The sequence below is a fragment of the Halomonas sp. H10-59 genome, from assembly GCF_040070555.1.
Lineage (GTDB): Bacteria > Pseudomonadota > Gammaproteobacteria > Pseudomonadales > Halomonadaceae > Halomonas > Halomonas litopenaei.
This window is the reverse complement of record NZ_CP098828.1, coordinates 4,223,446-4,246,983: the sequence shown is the minus strand read 5'-3', so window position 1 is coordinate 4,246,983 and position 23,538 is coordinate 4,223,446. Positions and strand designations below refer to the sequence as shown.

Genomic DNA, 23,538 nt, shown 5'->3' with positions numbered 1-23,538 from the left:
GGCTGAACGTCAACGCTATGTCGTGCCAGGCCTATCCTGCCCGGCCTGCACCTCGGCAAACCGATGACGAAAGCGCTGAACAAACTCCTCGGCCAGCCGCGACAGCGGCTGGTCCCGGGGTGTCAGCAGGTAGAGGGTCTCGGTCAGGGGCTCTTGCAGCGGTAGCGCAATGCTGTCGCTGCCTCCCATGGCGCGGGCGTTGAGGGCGTCGACGATGGCGATGCCGGCGCCCTGGCCAACCAGACGGGTTGCCTGCAGCGCCAGCGACACCTCCAGCCGCGAGCGTGGCGTGACGCCTCGCTCGGCCAGGGCTCGCTCCAGCGTCTGGCGGCTGGGGTCTCCCGGTTCATAGTGGATCAGCGTCTGGCCATCGAGGTCCTTAAGGGCGATGCTCTCGCGCCTTGCCAGCGGATGATCCCGGGGCAGCAGGCAGACGCTATCGAGGGTGAAGGCTGACGCACCAAGGCGCTCGTCCTGGCCGCCCAGCAGGGAAAAACCGATCTCCGAGCGCTGGGTGACCACGTCTTCCACCACCTGCTCGGAGCGGAAGGTGGACAACCGCAGGTGCTGGTCCGGGTGATCCTTGGCCATCCCGGCGATGACGTCCGGGACAAAGGTCAGGCCGAGCAGCGGCATGGCGCTGATGCCGAGCCCGCCAAGCTCGCGCTGGCGAATCCGCCGGGCGCTGTCTCTGAGGTGTTCGAGTCCCTGCCACAGGCGCTGCTGTTCGCGATAGAACAGGCGCGCCTCCGGCGTCGGTACCAGGCGTCCCTTGATCCGCGAGAACAGCGCAAAGCCGAGGTCGTGTTCGAGCTGCTTCAACAGCCGAGTGACGCCTGGCTGGGCGATGCGCATGCGGCTGGCGGCGGCGGTGACGCTGCCGCTGTCCATGGTGTGTTGAAAGGCCTGCAACTGGCGGTCACTGAGCCGGGGGCTGTCCATCGCTGTCCTCCATCGAAACCTCCACTGAACCCACCCATCAGCCCCACCCATCAGCCCTGCATCCAGCCCTGCATCGAAAGGAGCCATAACATCAGGGCATGGGTTTGCCATTGATTGGTATTGGATCGTATGGGATGTGGCTTCTATCGTCGAGTCATCGGCAATCGACGGCTAGGGGTCCAAGGCTTCCATGGCACACGAGGTAATGATCATCGGCGGTGGTGTGGTCGGCATGGCGGTGGCCTACGGGCTTGCGCGCCGTGGCCGTCGCGTCTGCGTTCTCGATGAGCACGATACCGCCCTCAAGGCTTCCCGGGGCAACGCGGGCCTGGTCTGGGTCCAGGGCAAGGGCGCCGGCATGCCCGCCTATGCGGCGATGTCGTTGGCCTCGAGTCGAGCCTGGCCGAGATTCGCCGGCGAGCTTGGCGAGCGCACCGGGGTGGATCTGGAGTTCGAGCAGCCCGGAGGCGTCGATCTGTGTCTTGACGACGACGAGGTGCGTACGCGTTGCGCCGAGTACCAGGCACTGTACGACGCGCCCTGGGCCCGTGAGGCCGGCGTGCGCTGGGAGTACCTGGAGGGCGCGCGACTTGAGCGACTGCTGCCGGGCCTGGGCGGCGACGTCCCGGGGGGCATCTGGACACCCCACGACGGCCACTGCAATCCGCTGTTTTTGCTGCGCGCACTCTACAGTGCCTGCCAGGCGCTCGGCGTGGACGTACGGCCTCATCATCCGGTCGCCTCGATCGACCCCGGCGAGGCGGGCTTTGTTGCCCATACCGCCCGTGGCGCCGTGCGTGCCGAACGGCTGGTACTGGCCTGCGGACTGGGGGCGGCGCGGCTGGCACCGCCGCTCGGGCTCTGCGGTCGGGTCACGCCGGTGCGTGGCCAGGTGCTGGTCAGCGAGCGTCTGCCCGCCGCCGGCCGCCTGCCGACACCGCAGATTCGCCAGACGGCGAGCGGCGGCTACCTGATCGGCGACGTGCTTGAGCACGTCGGCCACGACACCCGGGTCACCCTCGATACCCTGCACGCCCTGGCGCGGCGGGCGGTGACCATCTATCCCGATCTGGCGGCGGCGCGGCTGGTGCGCAGCTGGGCGGCGCTGAGGATCATGACGCCGGACGGCTGCCCCGTCTACGAGGCCTCGCAGCGCTATCCCGGGGCCTACAACCTGAGCTGCCACAGTGGCATCACCCTGGCCGCCTTTCACGCCGATGAGCTGGCCGCAGCGCTGGACGATGATCGGCTCACCGAGCGCTATCCGCTCTTCTCGGGAGGACGCTTCGATGTTCAAGCGGCATAAAAGGGCCACGGCCACACCCGAGGTCACCATCACCATCGACGGCGCGCCTTATCAGGTGCCCTCGACGCTTAGCGTGGCGGCCGCGGTGCTGATGCACCAGGGCGCCGCCGGCTATCGCCGCCACGTCGCCGGTGGCCATCGCGCACCGCTGTGCATGATGGGGGTGTGCCACGACTGCCTGATCACCATCGACGGTGCCCCCAATCGACAGGGCTGTCTGGTCACGGTGGAGCAGGGCATGCGGGTACGCCGCCAGCTCGACGAAGAGACAGCGACGGCTTCCCGGTGGGACACCGCCAACCATGCCAGTGGTGACGAGCAGAGGGGGCGCGAAGATGCAGACCTGTGAGCCGAGGGAGACCGTCGGCACCGACGGCAGCAAGGACCGCGCCCGAGTGGTGGTACTCGGCGCCGGCCCTGCCGGCATGGCGGCGGCCCTGAGACTGGCCGAGGCCGGCCTGCGCTCGCTGGTACTGGATCAGGCCAGGGCGCCGGGCGGGCAGATCTATCGCGATCTCGACCAGCCCCAGCTCGACGCCGCAGTCATGGGCAAGGACTACCATCGCGGTCGGTCCCTGGTCGGCGCCTTCCTGGACGCCGCCAGACGGGGGGAGATCGACTATCGCCCAGGCACGCGGGTGTGGTGGATCGAGGCGCTGGACGACGCCCTGAACGACGCCCTGGACGACGCCCATCGGCTGGGCGTGCGGGGGCACGATGGCATCAGCCGGGAACTGGTTGCGGAGCGTCTGATCATCGCCACCGGTGCCATGGAGCGGGGCTGGCCCTTCCCCGGCTGGCAGCTACCTGGGGTGATGCAAGCCGGCGCCGCCCAGATCCTGATGAAGCAGGGCGCGCTGCTGACCGAGGGGCCGCCGGTGCTGGCGGGCAACGGGCCACTGCTGTACCTGCTGGCCTGGCAGTACCTCAACGCCGGCTGCCCGCCCCGGATGATCCTCGATACGGCGCCGAACCTGGGACTGGCGCGGACCCTGCGTCACCCGCTCAGGGCCTGGCGGGCTCGCGGCTACCTCGCCAAGGGCGCGCGCATGCTGGCGGCGTTGAGGCGCGCTGGGGTGCCGATCGTGCGTGGCGTCCAGTCGCTGGCTGCCGAGGGTGACCAGCGCTTGACCGGGGTGCGCTATCGCCGGCGTGGCAACAGCGACGAGCACAAGCTCAAGACCGATTGGCTGTTGACCCATATGGGGGTGGTGCCCGAGCCGCAGCTCCCCCAAGGGCTGGGCATCGAGCACCGTTGGCAGGAGGCGCAGCAGGCGTTCGTGCCCGATCGTCGCGACGACCTGTCGGTGCGCCCGGGGGTGTGGCTGGCCGGTGACGGCGGTGGCATCGGCGGCGCTGTGAACGCCGAACGCGAAGGGCGACTGGCGGCGCTGGCCGTGCTGGACGACCTGATGGCTGACCTGATGGCTGACCCGCAGGACACGACAGCCAACGCGAAAGGCGCCGCGGCGCCGATACCAGACGCCGATAACCGCCGGGCGGTCGCCAGGGAAAGCGCCGCGCTGAGGCGTCGACGCCGCCAGGATCTGTCCGGCCGACGTCTGCTGGATGCGTTGTTCACTCCACCGGCGGACTGGGTCGAGCGACAGTCTGGCGAGACCCTGATCTGTCGCTGCGAAGGGGTGAGCCGGGCCCAACTCAAGGCGGCGCTGGGAGCGGGGCCTGCCGGGCCCAACCAGCTCAAGGCCTTCACCCGCTGTGGCATGGGCCCCTGCCAGGGACGGCTATGCGGCACCAATGTGTCGCGGCTGATGGCTAGCGAGCAGGGCCGCGACATGGACGAGGTCGGCTACTACCGCATTCGCCCACCGTTGACCTCCATCACGCTGGGCGAGCTGGCACTGGCGCCCTCCGATCACCTGACCACACAATCACAATAGAGCGAGAAATGACCATGAAAGTTAACGCTTCGCTGTCTGCCTCCCTTGGCCTGGCGATGGCCCTTGCCGGCGCCAGCGCCGCTGTTGCCCCCACCGCCCAGGCCGATGATCGTCCGCTGCGTATCGGTGTCGACGTGCCCTATCCGCCGTACCAGGAAAAGCTGCCCGACGGCAGCCTGACCGGCTTCGAGGTCGAGCTGGTCGAGGCCGCCTGCGAGCGCATGCAGCGCCAGTGCGAGTGGGTCGAGCAGGGCTGGGACGGCATCATCCCGGGGCTGCTGGCGCGCAAGTATGATCTGATCGCCTCGGCCATGAACATCACCGACGAACGCGCGAAACAGGTGCTGTTCTCCGATCCCTACTATCAGGTGCCCTCGGTGTGGGTCGGCCAGGCCGACGCGGAGATCGATCCCGAAGGCGACCTGTCGGAGATGACCATCGGTGTGCAGCAGGGCACCATCCAGGACGAGTACGTGACCACCTACCACGGCGAGGCGGACATTCGTCGCTACTCGGACTCCGGCGGCGTGGTCAACGACATGTTCACCGGTCGGCTGGACCTGGTCTTTACCGCCTTCCCGTTGGCCCAGGAGCGGCTGTTCAGTGATGAGCGTTTTGCGCGCAAGGGCGAGCTGGTGACCGGCCCCGAGTCGATCTACGGGCCCGGCGTCGGCGCCGCCTTCCGCCAGCGCGATCGCGAACTGGCCATCGCGTTCAGCGAGGCCATCCAGGGGCTCAAGGACGACGGCGACTACCAGGCGCTGTGGGCACGCTACTTCGAGAAATAGCACCGGCGGAGTCGACCGCCCACGGGGGGGGGAAGACGAGAGGCGTGAAAGCCCGCTATGCGACGAGCCCACCATGCAACGAGCCCTCCATCGGAGGGCTCGTTGGTGTCGGGGGTTCGGCCATTTACGCCGTCGGCGGCACGGTGCAATAGGCGGCTAGGCGCTGTCCGAAAAGTCGACGAGCGAAGGTTAGACAAGGCAAAAATCGGTGAGAAAGCGCAGTTTACGTGGTGTAAATGAGCATTTTGATCCGATTTTTAACGCCGTATTACCGAGCGCAGGCACTTTTCAGACAAGCCCTAGGGCGTCACCGGTAGCGCCGCGTAGGCCACCATCTCGACCAGCATTTCTTCCCGGGCGAAGCCGGAGACGATCACCGCCGCGCGGTTGGGGTAGGGCTCGCTGACGTACTCGGCGTAGACCCGGTTGACCGTGGCAAGGTCCTCGCGTCGGGTCACGTAGATCAATACCTGAGTCAGCGATTCAACGCCGCCACCGGCGCAGGTGAGGGTGTGCACCAGATTTTCCAGCGTCTGGCGGGTCTGGGCCTCGATGCCGCCGTCGACCACCTCGCCGCTTTTGTCGATGGGGATCTGGGCGGTGAACAGGATGCCGTTGCCGACGCTGGCCCAGGACAGTGGGGCGCGGGAGGCGAACAGCTCGGTCTTGACCGGGTGAACCATGGGGTATCCTCGAACGTTGGAAGTCGGGGGCAGTAGGGCAAAGAGAGTGCCAAGGGGTGAGGGTCGTGCGTCAGTCGTTGTCGTGGGTGCCGGCGCCGGCGCCGCTGCGAGAGGCCTCGGTAGACTCCACCAACAGCCGGGTGGCCAGCGCCTTGAGCTGCGCCCACAGGCCGTCGTCGACTTCGATGCCTTGCTGCATGGCACGCTCGCGGCAAGCCAGCAGGTCGGACTCCTGGTGGCGGGCCAGCAGGTCGAGCTGATACTCGGAGCGCAGCGACGGCAGCAGGTCCACGTGGTTGGCCATGATCAGTGTCACCCCGTCGTTGGGCTCGTTTTCCTCGGGCACCTCGTGCACCGCGTAGACGCGGATCTCCGGCACCGAACTTCCCGCGCGAAAGCCCACTACCTGCTCGATCAGCGGGGTGGCTGCCGCCTGCTCTGCGCCAGCGGTCCGGGCCTCACCGTCAGGCGCCTGGGCATTGCGCCAGAAGGCGGTGACGTTCATCCCGCGCCCGGCCAGTCGCGCCAGGTAGCCCATGATCAACTGGCGGTTGTGGCAGTGGCGGATCTTGATCACCGCAAGGCCTCGCGCCCGGGCCTTGGCGAAGCCCAGCTCCAGTGCCAGGGTCGAGCTCTTGAGCACGCTGGCGCCGTGGCTGTCGAGCACCGCCAGGTCGCCGTCGGAGTAGACGAGTTCCGGGGGGCGCTCGCCCTGATCCGCGAGCAGAAAGTCGAGGCCTCGTCCCAGCGCCGCCAGTCCACCGAGCTCGTAGAGCTGCATCCAGGCCACCATGTCGGCGGCGTCGCTGGCGTCTCCGTCCTCGAAGCCCATGGCCTGGAAGGCCTTGCGGCAGAGTCCCTGGAGTTCGTTGTAAGACACCTTCATGAGTTGGCTCCGGCGTGCTGGCGGGGTTGGGCATCGGCTTCCTTGAGCGTGCCGGCGGCGTCCTGGTCGGGCTCCAGCGGGAAGCTCCAGTCGTCGAAGGCGATCAGGTCGCTGGGCTCGGCGTTGAGTTCCTCGACCAATGGCGCGCCCTGGAACAGGGTGATGCGCACCCAGCGATCGGACTTGGGATCGAAGCGACTGGCGCCGAAGAACGAAAGCTTGGTGCGAAGCAGGTGCATCGGCTTCATCTCGCGGGCCCACAGGTTGGCGCGGATCTCGCCGAAGGGCGTCTCGGCCATGCTCTGGATGCGCCGGATGATGTCCTTGTGACGCGGGTGATGAATCAGGAACTCCACCACCAGGGCGCGCGGATGGGCGCTGAGGAAGTCGTCGATGACCCCATGGGTATCGGCCACCCGAGGCGCGATGGCGAGCTTCAGTTCACGGTCGGCGCCGGGTTCGACGTCGCGCACGCCCAGGCGCGGTTCTTCCTTCTCGACCGAGCGATACCAGAACCAGTAGCGCTCCTCGGGGTCGCCGAAGTCATGACGCAGGGCCCAGTCGTAGTGGGTCTCGATCAACTGCTTGAGTCTGACCAGCGGCATGTCCGGGGTCAGCTCCAGGCCCTCCTCGACCCCCATCTGGTCCTCGAAGGGATCGACGATCTCCGGGTAGAGCTCAAGCAGCAGGGTGTGGATCAGCTCCTGGGCTTCCAGGCTCAGGGTCTGGCGGCTCCAGTCGATCAACTCCTGCCACAGCTCCTCGGCCAGTGGTACCTGCTCGAGCCAGGCGCGCACCGCCGGCAGGGCGCTGGCGGTCTCGCGGTTGCGCGCGCTCTGCTCGCTATCCTCGGTCACGGTCTGGGCCAGGTGGCGCTCGGCCCGGGCGACAAGCGCCACCAGGCGCTGTCGCTCCGGTTCACCAGGGACCTGACCACTGACCTGGGCCAGCGCCTTCTCGCGGCTCTCGACCCAGCGCTGGATCAGCTGCGGGTGGTTGATCAGAAAGGGCGCCATGCCCAATCCGGTGGAATTGCCGATGCCCAGATAGCGGCGCAGCGGCGCGGCCATGGCGACGGCGCTGCCCGGCGCGCGGGCTCGGGCCATATGCTCGATCTGCTCGATGGAGAAGTGGCGCAGCAGGTAGACCGCCAGCATCTGGGCCGAGAAGGGACGCTGAAAGTCCGGGTTGTGCTTCAGCCGATCGAAGTCGGCGATGCCGAACTTGCCGTTTCCGTAGACCGCGGTGGTGCGATACAGATAGCCGACCCGGGTCAGCCAGGCCGGGTCCGGCTGGCGCCCGGCGCACAGCGCGTCGAGAAAGGCGGCGAAGTTTCTGAGGCTGCGGTTGGCCCGGGACAGCACCAGCAGACGTGGATGCTGGCGCCCGGCCTCCTGCAGCGGCACATTGGCGGCCATCTGTTCGAGTAGCGAGTCGTCCACGTCACCTTCGACCACGCCGAAGGTGACGTCCCAGGCCTCGGCGATGACCCGGTCGGAGCGGGCAGCGTCATCCAATGGCTGGGAAAAGATCACCCCGTGGTAACGGGCCTGGGGCGTCTGCAGACGATAGATGGCGACACCGTGGCCCTCGGCGTCGAGCTCGAAGCGGGTGGTGCTGATCTGCCAGCGCTGGCGCGCCATCTGGCGCACCAGGCTACGCACGAAGCTCAGCCGGCTGGCGTGCAGGCTGCCCAGGCGATCGAGTTGCATCACCTCGTCGGGCGCGCGCAGACGCAGGCGCTGCTCGACGTCGGAAAGGCGGCTGGCGAGGTCTTCGCGTCTCATCTCAGGCCTCCCCTGTAGCGCTGGCTTTGTGGCTGGTGATGCCCTGGGCGCGGGCCATGGCGAGGGCGGCCTGGGGGCCGGTCCACAGCGACGGCAGCAGCACCAGCGACACCGGGATGGCGGTCAGCACGATGAACTGCTGCAGGGCGCTGATCTGCCCCGCGCCCATGTACAGGAGGATAGCCGCCATCAGCGCCATGGCGATGCCCCAGAAGGCGCGAACCAGCGGGCTCGGCTCGTCGTGACCGGCGCCGACCACGGCGATGGCGTAGCTCATGGAGTCACCGGTGGTGGCGACGAAGATGGTGGTCAGTACCAGGATCGCCACCGCCATGACGGTACCGCCGGGCAGCGCCTGGGCCACGGTCAGCGTAGCCACGTCGAACTGGAAGTTGTTGAGCGCCTCGGTCAGGTCGATGGCTCCGGTCATCTGGTAGAAGATGCCGGAACCGCCCAGCAGGGTGAACCAGATGGCCGTGGCCACCGGTGCCAGCACCGCCACGGTAAGTACCATCTGGCGAATGGTGCGGCCCCTGGAGATGCGCGCGACGAAGATCGCCATCAGCGGGCCATAGCCGATGAACCAGGCGAAGAAGAACACCGTCCACCACTGCATCCACCAGTCCGGCGCGCTCTGGGCGGTCATCGTCGACATGGCGAAGAACGACGTCAGGTACTCGCCGAAACCCTGGGTGAAGGCGTTGACCATGAACAGCGTCGGCCCGAACAGAAAGATCACCGCGGCGATGGCGAGCGCCAGGAAGACGTTGAAGCGCGACAGGATCTGGATGCCCTTGTCGATGCCGGTAACCGCCGAGGTGACGTAGACCGCGCCGAGGCCGATCAGGATGATCAACTGGGTCATGTAGGTGTTGGCCACGCCGAACAGCTCATGCAGACCGAAGCTGACCTGGGTGGCAAGAAAGCCGATGGGGCCGACGGTACCGGCCACCACCGCGATCACGCAGAGGGCGTCGACCACGCCGCCCAGCGGGCCCTTCATCATCCGTTCGCCGAGTACCGGATAGAGCAGGGTGCGCGGCTGCAAAGGCTGGCCCTTGTCATAGTGGGCGTGGGACAGCACCACCGCGGTCAGGCTGCCGAGCACCGCCCAGGCCAGAAAGCCCCAGTGCATGAACGACTGGGCCAGGGCCGGGGCGATGGCGGAGTCGCTGCCGGCCTCGATGGCCGCGCTGCCGGCAAAGGCCGGCGGCGTGACCACGAAGTGGTAGATCGGCTCGCCGGCGGCGAAGAACACCCCGCCCCCTGCCAGCAGGGTGCACATGATGATCGACACCCACTTGAAGGTGGACAGTTCCGGCGTGCGGGTGTTGCCGATGCGTGCACTCGCCGCCGGGGTGGCGATCAGCCCCATGGCGATAAAGAAGGTCAGCAGCAAGAGGATCTGGAAGTAGCTGCCGAGCGCCTTGGCGGTCCAGGCGAAGCCCGTGCCGATGGCCCCCGCGACGCCGTCGATGTCGTACAGCGACAGGCCAACGAACAGCAGGATGAAACCGATACTGAGACAGAGCACGACGGGGTCGCCCAGGCGATACTGGCCGGCGGGCAAGTCCCCGGTGGCTGGCGCCGAGCGATCGGCGGGTGACGAGGTGCCGGTGGTGGAGGTGGTCATGGCATGAACCTCTGGCGTGCGGCACCGTCGGGGCGGTGCCTGTTATGGTGATTGATGGCCGCAGGCATTCGGTTGTTGTTGAAATCTGGGATGCCGGCGGGTCGGTGGCTGACGGATGGCTGGTCCAGGGTTGGTCGAGGGCTGGTCGAGGACTGGTCGGGGGCTGTTCCGAGTGCCGCCTCAGGCGACCTTGGCGATCCCCTGAGGCGTGGCGGCGCGCTCCAGCAGCGCCACCCAGTTGCGGCCCATGATGCCGGCCACTTCGTCCTCGTTCATGCCGACGTCGCGCAGGCCCTGTATCAGGTTGGGGAAGTCGCGACTGTCCTTGAGCCAGGCCAGTGGCCGCGGCCAGCCGGCGTTGGTGGCGCTGCCCTCGCCGTAGTCCATGTCCTTGGACCAGCGGCCGTTGCGCATCCAGTCGAGCACCGAGGTGGGCTGGTTCTGACACAGGTCGGTGCCGATGCCCAGGTGTTCGACCCCCATCAGGTCGGCGGTGCGGGCGATCATCTCGCAGTACTCGGCAAGGGTGCAGTCCGGGCCGTTGCGCAGGTGGAAGGGGTAGGCCGAGAAGCCCAGCAGGCCGTTGCACTCGGCGATGGCCCTGAGTACCCGGTCGGACTTGTTGCGCTTGGCCGGGTGGAAGCTCTCGGGGTTGGCGTGGGAGATGATCACAGGACGGCTCGACAGCTCGATGGCCTCGAGGGTCGAGCGCTCAGCGCTGTGGGACATGTCGATGACCATGCCGACCCGGTTCATCTCGCGAATCACCTGGCGCCCGAAGCGGGTGATACCGCTGTCTTCTGCCTCGTAGCAGCCGCAGGCCAGCAGGCTCTGGTTGTTGTAGGTGAGCTGCATGATCAAGAGGCCGAGATCGCGCATCACCTCGACCATGTCGATATCGTCCTCGATGGGCGAGCAGTTCTGGGCGCCGAGAAAGACCCCGATGCGCCCGCTGGCCTGGGCCCTGGCGATATCGCCGGGCCCGCGCACCGGCATGATCAGGTCCGCATGGGCCTCGAAGCGGCGGTTCCACTCGCCCAGGCGCGACAGCGTCTCGCGGGTGGTCTCGTGGTAGACCAGGGTGGCGTGGACGGCGTCCAGGCCGCCCTCGCGCATCTGCTCGAAGATCTCCCGCGACCAGTTGGAGTACTGCAGGCCGTCGACGGTCAGCATTTCTCGGGACATGACGTCTCTCCTCAGGCCTTGACGTAGCAGGTCTTGACCACGGTGTAGAACTCGCGGGCGTAGCGGCCCTGCTCGCGGGGGCCGAAGCTCGACGCCTTGCGGCCGCCGAAGGGCACGTGGTAGTCGGTGCCCGCAGTGGGCAGGTTGACCATCACGCAGCCGGTCTCGGCGCGGGCCTTGAACTCGCTGGCAAGCTTCAGCGAGTCGGTGATGATGCCGGCGGTCAGGCCGAAGTGGGTGTCGTTGAGCACCTCGATGGCCTCGTTGGCGTCGGCGACCTTGATCACGCAGGCGATCGGGCCGAACACCTCCTCGCGATTGATGGCCATGTCGTTGGTGGTATCCACCAGAAGCGCCGGTGCCATGAAGTAGCCGTCGCTTGCCGCGCTGACGCGCTCGCCGCCGAACACCAGGCGGGCGCCGTCGGCCTGGGCGCGCTCGACCCATGCCAGGTTGGAGGCAAGCTGGCGGGCGTCGGCCGCCGGGCCAATGTGCACGCCGTCTTCCAGGGCGGGGCCGACACGTACCTGCTTCAGGCGCTCGATCAGTCGCTCGACGAAGGCGTCGTGGACCTTTTCTGTGACGATCAAGCGCGACGAGGCGGTGCACTTCTGGCCGGTGCCGGAGTAGGCGCCGTTGAAGGCGGCCTCCACGGCGAGGTCGAGATCGGCGTCGTCGGCTACGATCAGGGCGTTCTTCGAGCCCATCTCGAGCTGGCACTTGACCAGGTTGGCGGCGGTGGCGCCGGCCACCCGGCGACCGACCTCAAGCGACCCGGTAAAGGTCAGGGCGTTGATCTCGGGACTCGAAATCAGGGCGTCGCCGACGCTCGAGCCCGGCCCCATGATCAAATTGAAGGTGCCGGCGGGCAGCGCCTGGCGGCTGAGGATCTCGGTCAACGCCCAGGCGCTGGCGGGGACCAGGTTGGCCGGCTTGAACACCACGGCGTTGCCGAAAGCCAGCGCCGGGGCGATCTTCCACACCGCGGTGGCCATGGGGAAGTTCCAGGGGCTGATGACGCCGACCACCCCCACCGGCTCGCGGCGCACCTCTACTTCCACGCCGGGACGCACCGACTCGGCGCGCTCGTCGATTTGGCGCAGCACCTCGGCGGCGTAGTAGTGGAAGAACTGGGCGGAGCGGTGGACCTCGCCGACCGCCTCGGCCAGGGTCTTGCCCTCTTCACGGGCCAGCAGCTCGCCGAGCTCGGCCTTGCGCGCCATCAGCTCGTCGCCCACCGCCATCAGCACGCCGTAGCGCTGCTCCAGGCCGCTTTTGGCCCATTCGCGGCCACCCCGGCGGGCGGCGGCGATGGCGTCCTTGACCTGCTCGGTCGAGGCCTGGGCGTAGACGCCGATCAGGTCGCTGGTATCCGACGGGCTGCGGTTCTCGATCTGGTCGACGCCGTCGATCCACTGGCCGTCGATATAGAGTGGGTAGGCTGACTGCTGAGACATGATGACCTCCTGTGACGAATGCGACACAGCCTAGGAGAGTCACCAAAATAAAGATAATCAATAATAACGAGCATATGATAAATAAGGCTTACCGCCTGTCTGTGTGACGGCCCGTGTGACGGCCCGTGTGAGGAAATGCCATGCTCCCCGACCTCAAGATCCAGCCGCTGCGCTACGTGCTGGCGATCGTCGACCACGGCGGCTTTCACGCCGCCGCGCGCCAGCTTCACCGCAGCCAGCCGGCGGTGTCGATGGCGGTGCGCGAGCTGGAGGCGCGCCTTGGTGAGGCGCTGTTCGAGAAGGGTGCCCAGGCGAGCCTCACCCCCTTCGGCGAGTACTGCGTGCCGCGCTTTCGCGAGCTGATCCTCCAGCATGATCGCCTGAGCCGTGACCTGCTCGCCCAGGTCGAGCGCCAGGCGGGGCATCTAGATATGGCGGCGGTACCGTCGGTGGCCAGCCGCCTGATGCCGAGCTTGCTGTCGGAGTTCGTCGAGCGCTATCCGGGCATCCGCGTGGCGCTGCACGACGGCAACGCCGACTTCGTGCGCGAGCAGGTGCTGGGCGGTGAGGTGGATATCGGGCTTTCAAGCCTGTGGCAGCCTGACGATGCCCTGGCGTTCACCCCTTTGCTGCGCGACAAGGTGGGGGTGGTGTGTCGCGATGACCATCCCTTCGCCGGGCGCGAGAGCCTGCACTGGCGCGAGCTTGCCGGCGAGACCCTGATCGGCAACGGCACCTCGCGGCTGCTCGAGGGCACCGAGGCCGAGGCGCTGCTGGCAAGTCCCACCTTCTTCATCTCCAACATGATCTCGCTGACCGCCAGCCTGGTGGCGGGGCTCGGCATCACCACCCTGCCGCGACTGGCGTTCGCCGAGGAGTACGAGCGGCTGAGGTTCGTTCCGCTGGAGTGCCCGGTGGTGGAGCGCCAGGTGGGACTGGTGCGCCTGGCCGGTCGCAGCCTGTCGCCGGCCGCCGCTGCCATGGCGGCCTTTATTATCGAGCGCCTGGAGGAGGGGCAGGGGGAGGATGGCCATGGCCCGAGCAGCCAATAGCCGTTCAGCCAATAGCCGATAACGCCAGGCGGGCTCGCCGTCCGTCAGCCGTTGCGGTCGAGTTCGCCGGCGTCCATGCCGTTGCGTCGCCGGACCTCGAGCAGCAGGGCGCTGTGGTCGAGGTCAGCACCACCTGCGTTGACCAGATCGCCGAACAGGCGGTCGGTCAACTCAAGCAGCGGCAAGTCGAGGCCGAGTTCCCGGGCGACGTCGCAGGCGGCGCGAGTGTCCTTCAGCTGATGCCTGGCCGGTCCGCCGGGTGCGAAGTCGCCGTCCAGCATGCGTTGGCCATGCTGGTCGAGAATCCGCGAGTAGGCGAAGCCCCCCAGCATGGCCTGGCGCACCTTGGCGGGGTCGGCGCCGCCGGCTTCGGCCAGCACCAGGGCTTCCGACACCGCCGCGATGGTGCTGGCCACCGTCAACTGATTGACCAGCTTGGCCAGGGCGCCGCTGCCTGCCGGGCCAATATGCAGGGGATGGCCCATGGCCTCGAGAATGGGCTTTGCCCTGTCGTAATCGACGGCGTCTGCTCCGGCCATGATCGAAAGAGATCCTTCGCGCGCGCCCTTTTCGCCGCCGGAGACCGGGGCGTCCACCCAGCCAAGGCCAAGCTCGCGACAGCGTTCGGCCAAGGCGATTGCTTCACTGTGGCCAATGGTCGACATCACGATGAGCAGGGTACCGGGAGACAACTGACGGGCGATGCCGTCGTCGCCGAACAGCAGCGTCTCGCATACCGCGCCCGAACTTACCATCATCACCACCGCCTGGGCGTTTGCCGCTGCCTCGATGGGTGTCTCGGCCAGAGTGGCGCCAAGTTCGCCCAGCGGGGCTGCCTTGTCGATGCTGCGATTCCAGGCACGCAGGGGGAAGCCTGCACGGATCAGATGACGGCCCATGGGCAGGCCCATGATACCGGTGCCCAGCAGGGCGATGGTGGCAGGAGAGGTCATACGGGCGGCTCGTTGTAGATTAGAAAGTAGGTAACAGCCTAACCTCTTCCGCCCGGTGCCTCCACGCTCAGTCGACCTGCCGCCACCACTGTACCGGCCAGCCGCGCTCGCGGGCGGTGGCGTCAAGCGTCGGGTCGGGGTTGATGGCGAAGGGACGGTCGACGAATTCCAGCAGGGGCAGGTCGTTACGCGAGTCGGAGTAGCCGAAGCTCTCCACCGGGGTGTGCTCGGCCAGCCATTCGCGCAGCGCCTCGAGCTTGCCGCCCTGGAAGGTGCGGATGCCCTCGGCCTTGCCGGTGTAGCGCCTGCGCGAATCGAGTTCGAGGGCGGTGGCCAGCGCCTGATCGGCACCGAGGCGCTCGGCCAGCGGGCCGACCACGTGGATCGGCGAGGCCGAGATGATCACCACCCGATGGCCCTGGTCACGGTGCCAGGCCAGGCGTTCGTGGCCCTGAGGGAAGAGCCGGGGCACCACCTTGGCCTCGAGGAAGGCGTCGACCTGTTGCCTGACGTCGGCCTCGCTGCGGCCGGCCAGCGGCGTCAGCAACAGCGCCAGATGGGCTTCCATGTCGAGCGTTCCGGCGGCGTAGGCGGCCATGTGTTCGGCGAAGGCGGCGCGGTAGGCGTCGCCGTCCTCGATCCAGCCGAGATCGATCAGCCACTGACTCCATAGTCCGGTGATGTCGCCGTCGAGCAGGGTGTCATCGAGGTCGAACAGGGCCAGGGTCATGGGCGCGTCGGGGGCCTTGGCGGCATCGCCGTGGCAGGCGTCAGTGGTCATGGTGACAGGGCTCGTCAGGTCGTTCATGCATCCAGCTCCTGAACCTCGTCGAGATCGACGTGGATCGTCACCTCGCAGCCGGCGGGCAGCAGGCTGCGGGCGGAGCGATTGAGGGTATCGACGGCGAGGCTGGTGCCATCGCAGTCGATGTCGTAGCGCACGATGTTACCGAGCAGGCGATGTCGACGCACACGACCGCTGACGCCCGGTCCCACCCGCGCCGGCCGCTCGCCACCCAAAGGGCGGCCCTGCACGCTGAGATAGAGCGCCTCGGGGCGCAGCGCGACACGCCCGGCCTGGCTGCGAAAGCCCAGCAGTGGCGCGGCCTCGACGGCGTCGAGCAGGCAGTAGTGGCCCATGAAGCCGGCGGCGTTTTCGTCCCGGGGCCGGGTGTAGAGCACCTCGGCGGTGTCCTTTTGCAGGATCCGCCCTTGGTGCATCAGGAATACCCGGTCGGACATCAACATGGCCTCTTCCTGATCATGGGTCACGAACAGGGTGGTCAGGCCGAGGGTCTTCTGAATCTCGCGGATCTGGTCGCGCAGATGTCGACGAATGCGGGCGTCCAGCGCCGACAGCGGTTCGTCCATCAGCAGTACCTTGGGTTCCACCACCAACGAGCGTGCCAGTGCCACCCGCTGGCATTGCCCGCCCGACAGCTGGTGGGGAAACTTGTGCGCCTGGTCCTGCATCTCGACCAGGCGAAGCACCTCGTCCACCCGGCGCGCGCGCTCGTCACCGGGGACCTTCTGCATGCGCAGGCCGAAGGCGACGTTGTCGGCGACCTTGAGGTTGGGAAACAGCGCATAGTGCTGAAACACCATACCGACCCCGCGCCGCTGGGGCGGCAGGCGGGTGATGTCGTCACCGCCGATATGGATGCTGCCGGCGCCCAGCGAGGTCAGCCCAGCGATGGCCCGCAGCAGGGTCGACTTGCCGCAGCCGGACGGCCCCAGCAGGGTGATGAACTCGCCATGCGCGATATCGGCGTCGATGTCGGCGAACACCGAGGTCTCGCCGAAGCGCTTGGCCAGCCCCCTCAGCGAGACCGCGTTGCCGCTTTCCTGGCGGCCTGGCGCTGACGGGGTCGTGGTCTGGACCGAGGACGGGATAGTGGATGCGACAGTGGACGGGGCGGCGCGCTGGGTGGCAAGTGTGGTGGCAGCCATCATCGTGTGGCCTCCGTGATGGTGTGCTCGGCCTGGCGATTGCCCAGCCAGGTCAGGATCAGGGTAAAGGCGAACAGGGTGATCACCAGGGCGCTGGTGAAGTGACCGCTGGCGCCGCGCATATTGTTGAGATAGACCTGCAGCGTCTCGAAGCGGGTGCCCACCAGCATGTTGGCGAAGACGAATTCGCCGACCAGGAACGAAAACGACAGGAAGATGGCGATCTGCACCCCGCCACGCAGGTTGGGCAGGATGACCAGAAAGAAGGCCTTCAGCGGCCCGGCACCCAGCAGCTGGGCGGCGTCCATCAGGCTTTGCACGTCCACCGCACGCAGGCTGTTGGCAATGGCGCGGTACATGAACGGCAGCACGATGGTGAAGTAGGTGGGAATCAGGATCCAGGGGGTGCCCACCAGCGGCAGCGGGCCGCCGGCGTAGAGCTTGAGTAGCCCCACCGAGGACACCACCGGGGGCACCGCGAAGGGCATCAGGATCAGGGTGTTCATCCAGCGGTCCAGCCACGGATAGCGGGTGTGGGCCAGCAGGGCCACCGGCATCACCAGCACCAGCGACAGCGCCAGGGCACCCACGGCGACGGCCAGCGACCGGGCGAAGGCGGCCACAAAGCGCGGGGTGGTCCACAGCTCCACGAACCAGGCCAGGGTCAGGCCATCGGGGACCAGGGTTGCGCCCCAGCGGGTGGCCAGGGCGTAACCCAGGGTCGCCACCAGCGGTAGGGCCAGCACCGCGAAGACGCTGCCGACGATCCAGGCGTAGGGGTTGAAGGTCGCCGACAGCGGCGCTGCGGTCGGGCTCTTGTGAGCCGGCAGGGTCTCAGCGTGAGCCATGCTGTGCACTCCGTCTCAACAGCCACTGCTGGACCAGGGTGACCAGCACCAGCAGCAGCACCAGGATCAGCGCCAGGGCGCTTGCCAGATTGGGCTCGAGGAACAGGTCGCCGGCCACCAGGTTGGCGATACGAATGGTCATCAGGTTGTAGCTGGTGTTGACCAGCGCGTAGACGGTGGCGTAGGCGCCCATGGCGTTGGCGAACAGTACCGTGAAGGTGCCGGCCAGGGCCGGCCACAGCACCGGCAGGCCGATGCGCTGCCAGTAGGCGATGCGCCCGGCGCCGAGCAGGCTGGCGGCATCACGCCATTCGGCCTTGAGGCCGGCGAAGGCCGGGAACAGCAGCAGGATGCCCAGCGGAATCTGGAACCAGGTGTAGATGACGATCAGCCCGCCGGTGGAGTAAAGACGCACGTCCTCGATGATGCCGAGTCGTTGAAGCGCCAGGGTCAGCACGCCGTTGGCCCCCAGCAGGATGATGAAGGCAAAGGCCAGCGGCACGCCGGCAAAGTTGGAGGTCATGTTGGTGAAGGCGATCATCGCTCGCCTCAGGCGTCCGCCGGAACGCACCAGGGCGTGGCAGGTCAGGGTGGCGATGACCAGGCCGATGGCGCTGGATACCAGCGAGATGGTCAGGCTCTTCCAGATCGCCTGGCGGAAGAACGCCGACTGGGCGATCTCCTGAAAGTGGCCAAGGCCCCAGTCGCCGTTGACGTTGAAGGCACTGATCGCGACCCAGGCCATCGGCGCCAGTTGGAAGGCGGTGAATATCACGGCGAAAGGCACAAGCCACAGCCAGGCCGGTAATGGCGCCTTCACGATCCGGCCTCCTCGTTGCAGGTGGCGTGCGCGGTGGGCGCGGCGCCGGTGATATTGGACGCAGCCAGCAGCTCGGGATGCCAGGGCTTGTCGTGGGAGAGCCCAAGGACGCTTGCCAGGGTGCCGCACAGGTGGGTCTGGCGGATGACCCGTCCGGCGGGGTCGGCAAAGGCGTCGCCGAACAGCCACAGCGGCACCCGGCGTTCTTCTTCCAGCAGGCCCGAGTGGGAGCGATCGGCGTTCATGCCATGGTCGGCGGTGATCATCACCTGGCAGCCGTCGGCCAGCCAGCGTGGCAGGTAGTCGGCCAGGGCGATGTCGGCGTGGCGGGCGGCGTTTCTGTACTGGGGCGAGTCGCCGCCGTGACGATGGCCGGTGTCGTCGATGTTCATGCTGTGTACCAGCAGGAAGTCGGGCGCGTGGCGTTGCCTCAGGGCCTCGGCGTCGCTGAACAGGTGATCATCCGGATAGTGGTCCTGCCAGTAGAAGATGCCGGCCTGGATGGCCGCCGCCGGATCGTCGAGGAAGCGGTCGCGGGTGCGCTCGAAGGGTGCCTTGACGTAGAGCTCACTGACCCAGTGATAGGCCGCCGCTGCGGTGGCAAGGCCCTGGCCGCGGGCCAGGTCGAACAGGCTGGTGCCATGGGAACGGCGCACGATGTCGTTGTGCACTACCCCGGAGTCCACTGGGCGATCGCCGGTCAGCAGGCACTCGTAGAGCGGCCGAGACATGGCCGGCAGCTCGCAGTCGAGGTGGGTGATGTAGCCGCGTCCGGCCTCCACCAGGGCGCTCAAGTGGCCCATGGCGTGATGGCCGACGGCGTGATTGAGGCCGTCCAGCACCACCAGTATGACGGGTCTGGTCATGATGACTCCCGGCCGCGCGGCAATACAGGGCGCGGCGCTGTCGCGAAATGGCGTGGAATGCGCTGAAGACAGGCCTCGTGGGCACTGTCTTCAGCGGTCGATCGTTGTAGCGGGGCTGTCCTCAGCGCTTGATCACTGCTGGTGGATCAGCACCTCGGACTGCCACTGGCGCGGCAGCACCTTGGCGCTCTGTTCCCAGGCGGCAAAGTCCTGGATCGGGCGGGCGCTGGCGTACTGCTCGTTGGGCAGCAGCTTGGCGGCGATATCGTCGGGCAGGGTCAGGTGCTCGGCGCGGATCGGGCGAGCGTAGCCCTCGGCCAGATTGAACTGGCCTTCGTCGGACAGGATGTACTCACGGGCCAGCTTGGCGGCGTTGGGGTGCTGGGCGTGGGTGTTGATGATGGTGGCGTAGCCGGAGGTCACCGAAGCGTCCGAGGGGATTACCACCTCGAAGGCGTCACGGTCGATCTGGTCGCGGTAGTTCAAGGCGTTGAAGTCCCACAGCAGGGCCACTTCCACTTCGCCCTTCTCCAGATTGGCGATGGACACGTCGGCCAGCGACAGTCGGCCCTGCTCGGCCAGTTCGGCGAACAGCTCGAGGCCCGGGGCCAGATTGCCCTCGTCGCCACCGGCGGCGTAGGCGGCGGCGAGTACCGCATTGTTGGCCTGGGAAGCCTGGCCCACGGCGCCCACTGATACCGAGTAGTCACCCTCGCGCAGGTCGGCGAAGGAACTCGGGCGCTGGTCCTCTTCCACCAGGTTCTTGTTGATCATCAGCGCAATGGTGCCGGTGTAGCCGAGCATCCAATGGCCATCTTCGTCCTTGGCCCAGTCGGGGATCTCGTCCCAGGTGGTGGGCTTGTAGGGCTGGGTCACCCCCTGCTGCACCGCGATCGGTCCGAAGGCGAAGCCGACATCGCCGATATCGGCGGTGGCGTTCTCGCCCTCGGCCTTGAACTTGGCGACTTCCTCGGCAGAGCTCATGTCGGTATCGGTGTGCGCCAGGCCGTAGACGCTTTCCAGGTCGGCCCAGGTGTCCTTCCAGTTGGCCCAGGTGTCGGGCATGCCGACGCTGTCGACGCGGCCTTCCTGCTTGGCGGCCTCGATCAGTGACTCAAGCTCGGCGGTGCTTGCCTGGGCGGCGGTGGACAGCAGGCCAGCGCAGGCCAGGGCGGTCAGGGTCGGGTAACGCAGAGAAGTGACGATCACGGGAGGGTCTCCGGGTCAGGGGCGTGAAGTCGACGGAAACCGATGCGCCTTTCTGGTCTAGATCAGTTTCCGTTGACGATCACCCTAAGGAGCTAGCGTGACAGCCTCGTGTCAGTTGCGTGGCAGTCTCGTCTCAGTCCATATGAGCTAGGTAAAGGACGAAAAACCCGACTCGTTCGAGCACTGTCATCGCGTTGTCACCGGCTTGCCACTAGACTGCTGAAATTACGTTGAACCTTCTTTGGTCTATACCAGAAAGCTGGACGCCGCCGGATACTGCCCGGCGGCGATCCTGGTCAGAGCTTCGAGAGTCCGCCTTGCCTACTGTCCCTGACGACACCTCGCACGACGCCTCACCCTCCCATCGCCTACGCGAGCGTCTTGCGCCCTTGCTGAGTCTGGCCTCGACACGGGGCGATCGCCGTCTGCCCAGCGAGCGAGACATGATGGCGCGCCTCCAGACCACCCGCATCACCCTGCGCGAGGCACTCAATGAGCTGGAGGCGGAGGGCTGCGTGTATCGCGAGAATCGGCGCGGCTGGTTCGTGTCGCCGCCACGGCTACGCTATGACCTGTTGGCCTGCCTGCCGTTTCACGAGATGGTGCGATCCCAGCAGCGCAGCGCCCGCACCCTGTTGCTCAGTGCCGAGGAAGTGATCGCGCCCGTCACGGTCGCCCGCCGGCTGGGACTCGCCGAAGGCGAGCGCGTCTACCGCATCTGTCGTGCCCGGCTGGTGGACGAACGCCGGGTGCTCTACGTGGAACACCATCTGTTGCCGCGCTGCTTTCCCGCCATTCTGGAGTTCGATCTGGCGCGGGAATCGCTGACCGAGCTCTACCGCCGCGAGTACGGCATCCGGGTCGGGCGGGTCAGCTACGAGCTCGGCACCTGTGTACTTTCCAGCGACGCCGCCAGCGCGCTCAACGCGGTACGCGGCAGCCCCGCCCAGCGCATCACCCGCATCAACCACGACCAGAACGGCCGTGCCATCGACTGTGATGATGAGTACTGGCGCCACGACGCCATCGAGCTGACGCTTTCCGCCGCCCCTCAGGGAGTTTGAGGTGCGAGATCGAGGGGCTTCGAACTGCGGGGGAGTGCTAGACCGCGGGAGGGCGTTCTTCCAGCAGGTGCCACAGGGGGGCTGCCACTGCCGCTTCGTCGCGATGGCGATAGCAGGCCACTTCCAGAGAGGGGCCGCCGAGGATTTCCTGCAAGGAAATCAGCTTGCCGCTCTCGAGGTCTTCCTCGATCAATCCGTGGGGCAGCCAGCCGATGCCGAGACCGGCCAGGGCGAGTTGGCGAATGCCGATGGTGAAGGCGGTCTCGCAGACCAGCTCGATCTCGTAGTGGCGTTGGGCATCGAGCAGGTAAGGCGTCGCCAGGGCCTGGCCAAGAAAGCTGTCCGGATCGTAGCCGATCAAGGGCAGTCGTTGACCTTCCTCGAGTTCGTGCATGAGACCACCGTGATGATCCGACGCACACACCGGCAACAGCCGTTCGACGCCCAGTGACAGCCGCTCGACGCTATCGCTGCCACTGAACAGGGGAGCCCCTTCCAGCTCTGAACACAGCAACAGGTCGGCCTTGCCTTGCTCGAAGTCGTGGATGCACTGGCTGCGGTCGGATGAGGTGATCTGCAGTCCCACCTCAGGCGCGTGATGACGCAGGTGGCGCAATAGACGCGGCAGGTAGCTGACGGTCAGGGTGTGCTGGGTGGTCAGAATGGCCCTGGGCCCCTGGCGGGCATCGCTTCTGAGACGACTGCGCATGGCGTAAAGGCGTGCCAGCCACTCTCGCAATTGGGGCTCGTACGCCCGCGCGTGGGCGGTCAACTCCAGGCGCGAGGCGCTGCGATCGATCAGCGCCACCCCCAGCCACTCTTCCAGCTGGCGGATACGGCGCGAGAATGCCGGCTGGGTGACGTGGCGCCGTTCGGCCGCCTGGGAAAAGGTGCCCGCTTCGATAAGCTCGAGAAAATCCTCTATCCATTCGATCTTCATTGGTGTTTTGGTCTGCCTTGGTGGGGAGCGGCCGGGGCTAAGCAGTGGCTATGCAAAAATTTAACAGCTGGCGAGCAACTTGGCATTGGTCTCATGTTCCAGGCGAGGCTTAACTTGGAAGCGATCGCTCGAGGGCAGGCCTTCAGGCCTGCTGTGTCTTTCGACGTAGGTCGTCAAGAGAGCACGCCAATGCCAACAATGACTCGCCTGGAGGCCCGTATGCACCTGTCCCGTTTTCCCCGTGTCCGTCTCGGCCATATGCCCACTCCGCTGGAGCCCATGGACAACCTGAGCAAGCTGCTCGGCGGTCCGCGCCTGTGGATCAAACGCGACGACTGCACCGGCCTGTCCACCGGGGGCAACAAGACCCGCAAGCTGGAATTCCTGATGGCCGACGCCCTGGAGCAGGGCGCCGACACCATCATCACCCAGGGCGCCACCCAGTCCAACCACGCCCGCCAGACCGTGGCCGCCGCCTGCAAGCTGGGGCTCGAGTGCCACATCCTGCTGGAAGACCGCACCGGCAGCGAGGACCCCAACTACAACTACAACGGCAACGTCTTCCTCGATCAGCTCCACGGCGCCAGCGTCGAGAAGCGCCCGGGCGGTGCCGACATGGCCGCCGAGATGGAAGGCCTGGCCGATCGTCTGAAGAGTGAAGGCAAGAAGCCCTACATCATCCCTGGCGGTGGCTCCAACGAGATCGGTGCCCTGGGCTACGTCAATGCCGCCCTGGAACTGCTGGCCCAGGCCAACGACATGGGGCTGCGCATCGATCATCTGGTCCACGCCACCGGCAGCGCCGGTACCCAGGCGGGCCTGGTCACCGGCCTCAGCGCCTGCAACGCCGGTATCCCGGTGCTCGGCATCGGCGTTCGCGCGCCGAAGGATAAGCAGGAAGCCAACGTCTTTGCCCTGGCCCAGAAGACCGAAGCCAAGCTCGGCCTGTCCGGCGTCGTCAGCCGCGACCAGGTGGTCGCCAACTGCGACTACGTGGGTGAGGGCTACGGTGTGCCCACCGACAGCATGATCGAGGCGGTCACCCTGCTGGCCCGTCACGAAGGCATCCTTCTGGACCCGGTGTACTCCGGCAAGGGCATGGCGGGGCTGATCGACCTGATCCGCAAGGGCCACTTCAAGCAGGACGAGAACGTCGTCTTCCTGCACACCGGCGGCGCCGTTGCGCTGTTCGGCTATCCCGATACCTTCGGTTTCCCCGACTACAAGGGCTAGGCCCAGGGCGCTTCAGGGCAGGCGCCCGCTGAGTT

General features: G+C 66.9%; 22 protein-coding genes. 7 read left to right on the top strand and 15 right to left on the bottom strand.

Annotation, left to right across the window (positions count from 1 at the left end):
• Nucleotides 1–15: 15 nt before the first annotated feature.
• Nucleotides 16–942, bottom strand: coding sequence for a LysR substrate-binding domain-containing protein (locus NFG57_RS18415; protein ID WP_348814931.1), 927 nt, complete (start codon nt 940–942; stop codon nt 16–18).
• A 190-nt stretch (nt 943–1,132) separates the two neighbouring features.
• Here NFG57_RS18415 and NFG57_RS18410 point away from each other — a divergent pair, with 190 nt between their 5' ends.
• The 4 genes from NFG57_RS18410 to NFG57_RS18395 are packed head-to-tail and all read left to right on the top strand — an operon-like array spanning nt 1,133 to nt 4,937.
• Nucleotides 1,133–2,248, top strand: coding sequence for an FAD-binding oxidoreductase (locus NFG57_RS18410; RefSeq protein ID WP_348814930.1), 1,116 nt, complete (start codon nt 1,133–1,135; stop codon nt 2,246–2,248).
• Nucleotides 2,232–2,597 carry a (2Fe-2S)-binding protein gene (locus NFG57_RS18405; protein ID WP_222517110.1) on the top strand — a complete coding sequence of 122 codons (366 nt, stop codon included), beginning with the start codon at nt 2,232–2,234 and terminating at the stop codon, nt 2,595–2,597. The genes NFG57_RS18410 and NFG57_RS18405 overlap by 17 nt, the downstream gene beginning before the upstream one ends.
• Nucleotides 2,584–4,149: an FAD-dependent oxidoreductase gene (locus tag NFG57_RS18400; protein WP_348814929.1), complete on the top strand. Its 1,566-nt coding sequence runs from the start codon at nt 2,584–2,586 to the stop codon at nt 4,147–4,149. The genes NFG57_RS18405 and NFG57_RS18400 overlap by 14 nt, the downstream gene beginning before the upstream one ends.
• A gap of 14 nt (nt 4,150–4,163) precedes the next feature.
• On the top strand, nt 4,164–4,937 hold the full coding sequence (locus NFG57_RS18395; RefSeq protein WP_348814928.1) for a transporter substrate-binding domain-containing protein: 774 nt from the start codon (nt 4,164–4,166) through the stop codon (nt 4,935–4,937).
• Nucleotides 4,938–5,236: 299 nt separating this feature from the next.
• Here NFG57_RS18395 and NFG57_RS18390 read toward each other — a convergent pair whose 3' ends face one another.
• The 6 genes from NFG57_RS18390 to NFG57_RS18365 all read right to left on the bottom strand — a co-directional run bounded on the left by NFG57_RS18390 (nt 5,237) and on the right by NFG57_RS18365 (nt 12,568).
• On the bottom strand, nt 5,237–5,620 hold the full coding sequence (locus NFG57_RS18390; RefSeq protein ID WP_348814927.1) for a RidA family protein: 384 nt from the start codon (nt 5,618–5,620) through the stop codon (nt 5,237–5,239).
• Between the two features lie 70 nt (nt 5,621–5,690).
• On the bottom strand, nt 5,691–6,506 hold the full coding sequence (locus tag NFG57_RS18385; RefSeq protein ID WP_045993663.1) for a DUF3726 domain-containing protein: 816 nt from the start codon (nt 6,504–6,506) through the stop codon (nt 5,691–5,693).
• Entirely contained in the window at nt 6,503–8,293 is a 1,791-nt protein-coding gene (locus tag NFG57_RS18380; protein WP_348814926.1) for a hypothetical protein, read from the bottom strand. Before NFG57_RS18380 ends, NFG57_RS18385 begins: the two co-directional genes overlap by 4 nt.
• Nucleotide 8,294: 1 nt before the next feature.
• On the bottom strand, nt 8,295–9,926 hold the full coding sequence (locus NFG57_RS18375) for a BCCT family transporter (RefSeq protein WP_287165671.1): 1,632 nt from the start codon (nt 9,924–9,926) through the stop codon (nt 8,295–8,297).
• A gap of 180 nt (nt 9,927–10,106) precedes the next feature.
• Entirely contained in the window at nt 10,107–11,111 is a 1,005-nt protein-coding gene (locus NFG57_RS18370) for a dipeptidase (RefSeq protein WP_204248966.1), read from the bottom strand.
• 11 nt (nt 11,112–11,122) lie between these two features.
• The gene (locus tag NFG57_RS18365) at nt 11,123–12,568 is read right to left on the bottom strand and encodes an aldehyde dehydrogenase family protein (RefSeq protein WP_348814925.1); all 1,446 of its coding nucleotides are present in this window, start codon (nt 12,566–12,568) and stop codon (nt 11,123–11,125) included.
• Nucleotides 12,569–12,708: 140 nt separating this feature from the next.
• On the opposite strand from NFG57_RS18365, the gene NFG57_RS18360 reads away from it, so the two are divergent.
• Nucleotides 12,709–13,620, top strand: coding sequence for a LysR family transcriptional regulator (locus NFG57_RS18360; RefSeq protein WP_222517104.1), 912 nt, complete (start codon nt 12,709–12,711; stop codon nt 13,618–13,620).
• A 44-nt stretch (nt 13,621–13,664) separates the two neighbouring features.
• Here NFG57_RS18360 and NFG57_RS18355 read toward each other — a convergent pair whose 3' ends face one another.
• The 7 genes from NFG57_RS18355 to NFG57_RS18325 form a co-directional block, all read right to left on the bottom strand.
• Entirely contained in the window at nt 13,665–14,573 is a 909-nt protein-coding gene (locus NFG57_RS18355; protein ID WP_108449218.1) for an NAD(P)-dependent oxidoreductase, read from the bottom strand.
• Nucleotides 14,574–14,640: 67 nt separating this feature from the next.
• On the bottom strand, nt 14,641–15,381 hold the full coding sequence (locus NFG57_RS18350; protein WP_108133472.1) for an HAD family hydrolase: 741 nt from the start codon (nt 15,379–15,381) through the stop codon (nt 14,641–14,643).
• Nucleotides 15,378–16,526: an ABC transporter ATP-binding protein gene (locus tag NFG57_RS18345; RefSeq protein ID WP_348814924.1), complete on the bottom strand. Its 1,149-nt coding sequence runs from the start codon at nt 16,524–16,526 to the stop codon at nt 15,378–15,380. The genes NFG57_RS18350 and NFG57_RS18345 overlap by 4 nt, the downstream gene beginning before the upstream one ends.
• Nucleotides 16,523–17,371 carry an ABC transporter permease gene (locus tag NFG57_RS18340; protein ID WP_108133473.1) on the bottom strand — a complete coding sequence of 283 codons (849 nt, stop codon included), beginning with the start codon at nt 17,369–17,371 and terminating at the stop codon, nt 16,523–16,525. The genes NFG57_RS18345 and NFG57_RS18340 overlap by 4 nt, the downstream gene beginning before the upstream one ends.
• The gene (locus tag NFG57_RS18335; RefSeq protein ID WP_108449221.1) at nt 17,358–18,191 is read right to left on the bottom strand and encodes an ABC transporter permease subunit; all 834 of its coding nucleotides are present in this window, start codon (nt 18,189–18,191) and stop codon (nt 17,358–17,360) included. The genes NFG57_RS18340 and NFG57_RS18335 overlap by 14 nt, the downstream gene beginning before the upstream one ends.
• Entirely contained in the window at nt 18,188–19,057 is an 870-nt protein-coding gene (locus NFG57_RS18330) for an alkaline phosphatase family protein (RefSeq protein WP_222569658.1), read from the bottom strand. Before NFG57_RS18330 ends, NFG57_RS18335 begins: the two co-directional genes overlap by 4 nt.
• Before the next feature lie 132 nt (nt 19,058–19,189).
• Complete coding sequence (locus NFG57_RS18325; RefSeq protein WP_222517099.1) at nt 19,190–20,266, bottom strand: ABC transporter substrate-binding protein; 1,077 nt, start codon at nt 20,264–20,266, stop codon at nt 19,190–19,192.
• Nucleotides 20,267–20,583: 317 nt separating this feature from the next.
• Between NFG57_RS18325 and NFG57_RS18320 the strand changes: the two genes are divergently transcribed.
• On the top strand, nt 20,584–21,330 hold the full coding sequence (locus NFG57_RS18320; protein ID WP_231498696.1) for a UTRA domain-containing protein: 747 nt from the start codon (nt 20,584–20,586) through the stop codon (nt 21,328–21,330).
• 37 nt (nt 21,331–21,367) lie between these two features.
• Here the strand turns inward: NFG57_RS18320 and NFG57_RS18315 are convergent, their stop codons facing one another.
• Nucleotides 21,368–22,270, bottom strand: a complete 903-nt coding sequence (locus tag NFG57_RS18315) for a LysR substrate-binding domain-containing protein (protein ID WP_108133476.1) — start codon at nt 22,268–22,270, stop codon at nt 21,368–21,370.
• A 219-nt stretch (nt 22,271–22,489) separates the two neighbouring features.
• On the opposite strand from NFG57_RS18315, the gene NFG57_RS18310 reads away from it, so the two are divergent.
• On the top strand, nt 22,490–23,503 hold the full coding sequence (locus tag NFG57_RS18310) for a D-cysteine desulfhydrase (protein ID WP_348814923.1): 1,014 nt from the start codon (nt 22,490–22,492) through the stop codon (nt 23,501–23,503).
• Nucleotides 23,504–23,538: the final 35 nt, after the last annotated feature.

Bases quoted from the DNA above. Each gene is read 5' to 3' on its own strand.
- NFG57_RS18340 (WP_108133473.1), bottom strand. From the start codon at position 17,371: ATGGCTCACGCTGAGACCCTGCCGGCTCACAAGAGCCCGACCGCAGCG.
- NFG57_RS18360 (WP_222517104.1), top strand. From the start codon at position 12,709: ATGCTCCCCGACCTCAAGATCCAGCCGCTGCGCTACGTGCTGGCGATC.
- NFG57_RS18370 (WP_204248966.1), bottom strand. From the start codon at position 11,111: ATGTCCCGAGAAATGCTGACCGTCGACGGCCTGCAGTACTCCAACTGG.
- NFG57_RS18400 (WP_348814929.1), top strand. From the start codon at position 2,584: ATGCAGACCTGTGAGCCGAGGGAGACCGTCGGCACCGACGGCAGCAAG.
- NFG57_RS18375 (WP_287165671.1), bottom strand. From the start codon at position 9,926: ATGACCACCTCCACCACCGGCACCTCGTCACCCGCCGATCGCTCGGCG.
- NFG57_RS18330 (WP_222569658.1), bottom strand. From the start codon at position 19,057: ATGACCAGACCCGTCATACTGGTGGTGCTGGACGGCCTCAATCACGCC.
- NFG57_RS18415 (WP_348814931.1), bottom strand. From the start codon at position 942: ATGGACAGCCCCCGGCTCAGTGACCGCCAGTTGCAGGCCTTTCAACAC.
- NFG57_RS18405 (WP_222517110.1), top strand. From the start codon at position 2,232: ATGTTCAAGCGGCATAAAAGGGCCACGGCCACACCCGAGGTCACCATC.
- NFG57_RS18410 (WP_348814930.1), top strand. From the start codon at position 1,133: ATGGCACACGAGGTAATGATCATCGGCGGTGGTGTGGTCGGCATGGCG.
- NFG57_RS18355 (WP_108449218.1), bottom strand. From the start codon at position 14,573: ATGACCTCTCCTGCCACCATCGCCCTGCTGGGCACCGGTATCATGGGC.
- NFG57_RS18390 (WP_348814927.1), bottom strand. From the start codon at position 5,620: ATGGTTCACCCGGTCAAGACCGAGCTGTTCGCCTCCCGCGCCCCACTG.
- NFG57_RS18365 (WP_348814925.1), bottom strand. From the start codon at position 12,568: ATGTCTCAGCAGTCAGCCTACCCACTCTATATCGACGGCCAGTGGATC.
- NFG57_RS18395 (WP_348814928.1), top strand. From the start codon at position 4,164: ATGAAAGTTAACGCTTCGCTGTCTGCCTCCCTTGGCCTGGCGATGGCC.
- NFG57_RS18315 (WP_108133476.1), bottom strand. From the start codon at position 22,270: ATGAAGATCGAATGGATAGAGGATTTTCTCGAGCTTATCGAAGCGGGC.
- NFG57_RS18345 (WP_348814924.1), bottom strand. From the start codon at position 16,526: ATGATGGCTGCCACCACACTTGCCACCCAGCGCGCCGCCCCGTCCACT.
- NFG57_RS18380 (WP_348814926.1), bottom strand. From the start codon at position 8,293: ATGAGACGCGAAGACCTCGCCAGCCGCCTTTCCGACGTCGAGCAGCGC.
- NFG57_RS18310 (WP_348814923.1), top strand. From the start codon at position 22,490: ATGCACCTGTCCCGTTTTCCCCGTGTCCGTCTCGGCCATATGCCCACT.
- NFG57_RS18385 (WP_045993663.1), bottom strand. From the start codon at position 6,506: ATGAAGGTGTCTTACAACGAACTCCAGGGACTCTGCCGCAAGGCCTTC.
- NFG57_RS18350 (WP_108133472.1), bottom strand. From the start codon at position 15,381: ATGAACGACCTGACGAGCCCTGTCACCATGACCACTGACGCCTGCCAC.